This window comes from Microseira wollei NIES-4236, from assembly GCF_020521235.1.
GTDB classification, from domain to species: domain Bacteria; phylum Cyanobacteriota; class Cyanobacteriia; order Cyanobacteriales; family Aerosakkonemataceae; genus Microseira; species Microseira wollei.
Window position 1 is genome coordinate 1 of sequence record NZ_BLAY01000410.1, and the last position, 1,973, is coordinate 1,973.

General features: G+C 42.5%; 2 protein-coding genes. Both read left to right on the forward strand.

What is annotated here, in order from left to right; translation table 11 throughout:
- Nucleotides 1-596 precede the first annotated feature (596 nt).
- Nucleotides 597-1,007, forward strand: coding sequence for a response regulator (locus tag MiSe_RS48830; protein WP_226594731.1), 411 nt, complete (start codon nt 597-599; stop codon nt 1,005-1,007).
- A 61-nt stretch (nt 1,008-1,068) separates the two neighbouring features.
- Complete coding sequence (locus tag MiSe_RS48835) at nt 1,069-1,785, forward strand: pentapeptide repeat-containing protein (protein WP_226594733.1); 717 nt, start codon at nt 1,069-1,071, stop codon at nt 1,783-1,785.
- Nucleotides 1,786-1,973: the final 188 nt, after the last annotated feature.

Below are 1,973 nucleotides of genomic sequence, written 5' to 3' on the forward strand. Positions count from 1 at the left end.
TAGCGATTAGCCATTAGCCATTAGCATAACTAGCAAATTGCTAATTGCTAATTGCTAATTGCTAGAGAGAAGCTCAGTAATATCCTGACATTAGCGATTAGCCATTAGCCATTAGCATAACTAGCAAATTGCTAATTGCTAATTGCTAATTGCTAGAGAGAAGCTCAGTAATATCCTGACATTAGCGATTAGCCATTAGCCATTAGCATAACTAGCAACTTGAGTTAGTAAGTATCTCTACCCAAAGATAGATGCTAAACTTGACGCAGAAGTTTTAATTTTTTCTTGAGGCTTGCTTTAGCCATTGTCTGATAAAGCTTTATAGCACTAAATCTGGTGCGTTACGCTATCGCTAACGCACCCTACAGATAAAGGCTTTGCCTAAGTCTTGAGAAAGTCAAAAATATACCCCTTCTGGTTCACTAAGCCTTTTACTCTGCATAAATTCCCAGGCTTTGGAGCATCTTCCCGAATTCTTCCCGATTTTTTCTCAAAACCTTCCCGATTCCTTCCCCAATTTCTATCCGGTTTGGGGTGTACTCTCAAAAGGTACGCAATTTTGACCGGCTTGTTAATGCTACTTAGGAGAGAAATGGGTGATAGGGACAGGTCAAGTTACTTATATGAACGAAAAAGTTTTGGTTATTGAAGATGATTCAGAAACTTTAACATGCCTGCTTGAACTGCTTGAATCCTATGGCTTTAAAGGCATTGGGGCTAAAAATGGCTTAATGGGTTTGTTGCTAGCCAAGCAACAGGTTCCTGATGCGATCATTTCCGACATCAACATGCCTAAACTGAACGGTTATGGCGTGTTAAATGCCTTGCGCCAAGACCCAAAAACAGCGATGATTCCTTTCATATTTTTGACCGGCGATCCGGTTAATTTTGACCTGCTAAAAGAGCTAGAAGTGCTTCCAGATGGTTACTTGACTAAGCCCATCATCCCAGAAAAATTAATCAGAGCGATTGCGCTCCAAGTGCGAAAAAATTGTGATTCCAGCTAAGTAATTATAATCAAAATAATTCTGAGGCCATCTGAGTGAGTGTGACGAGTAAAAATAGAGCGTGAGTTCAGTTGAAATGTGGCAGCAAAATTTGATTTTAGAAACCAGCCCAGTCGAACAAAAAATTACCGAAAAGCTGCTGAAGTGGAGCGATTTCAGCGGCACAGACTTGAGTGGAATGGATTTGCGATCGCTCTATTTAAAAGGGATTAATTTAATCGGCACTAATCTCAGCAATTCCAATCTTAGCGGCCTTCTCCTAAACGAGTCAAACTTCAGTGGATCCAACCTAGTCGCCGCCAATTTGCGCGAAGCAGACTGTCGTGAAGCCAACTTTTTTGAAGCGAACCTAGTTGACGCAGATTTAACAAAAATAAACCTGTGCGGCGGTTTCATGTGGAAAGTCAAATTAGGTCGAGCAAACTTATTTGCAGCTTCCCTCTGCGAAGCAGATTTGAGCGAAGCAGACTTGAGTCAAAGTAACTTGGCTGAAGCATCGCTGATTGGTGCTAATTTGGTTAGAGCTAATTTAATGAGAGCTAATTTAGGTGGAGCAAGATTAGTAGAAGCTAACCTAACTCAAGCCAACCTTTTGGGTGCCGATCTTAGGGGTGCTTCTTTGTGCGGTGCAGACTTATCGGAAGCAAATCTGTTCGGCGCGAATCTCTGGGGAGCAAACTTGACCGATGTCAAGCTTCATAACACGATTATGCCTGACGGAACGGTTGAGCAAGGAGAGCAAATACTCTGTCCAGCACTAATAAATATGTCTAGATAAGTAGGTGGGTGTAAGCTAGATACCCGACTTCTTAAAGAAGTCGGGTATCTGAATGTTATTACCCAGATCGTAGATGGTAGCGGCACGGCATCCATCAGCTTTGCCATTAACGAGAAGACTTTCTACCGCCGTGTCCCTACTCAATGCCATCGCCCAGATCGTAGATGGTAGCGGCACGGCATCCATCA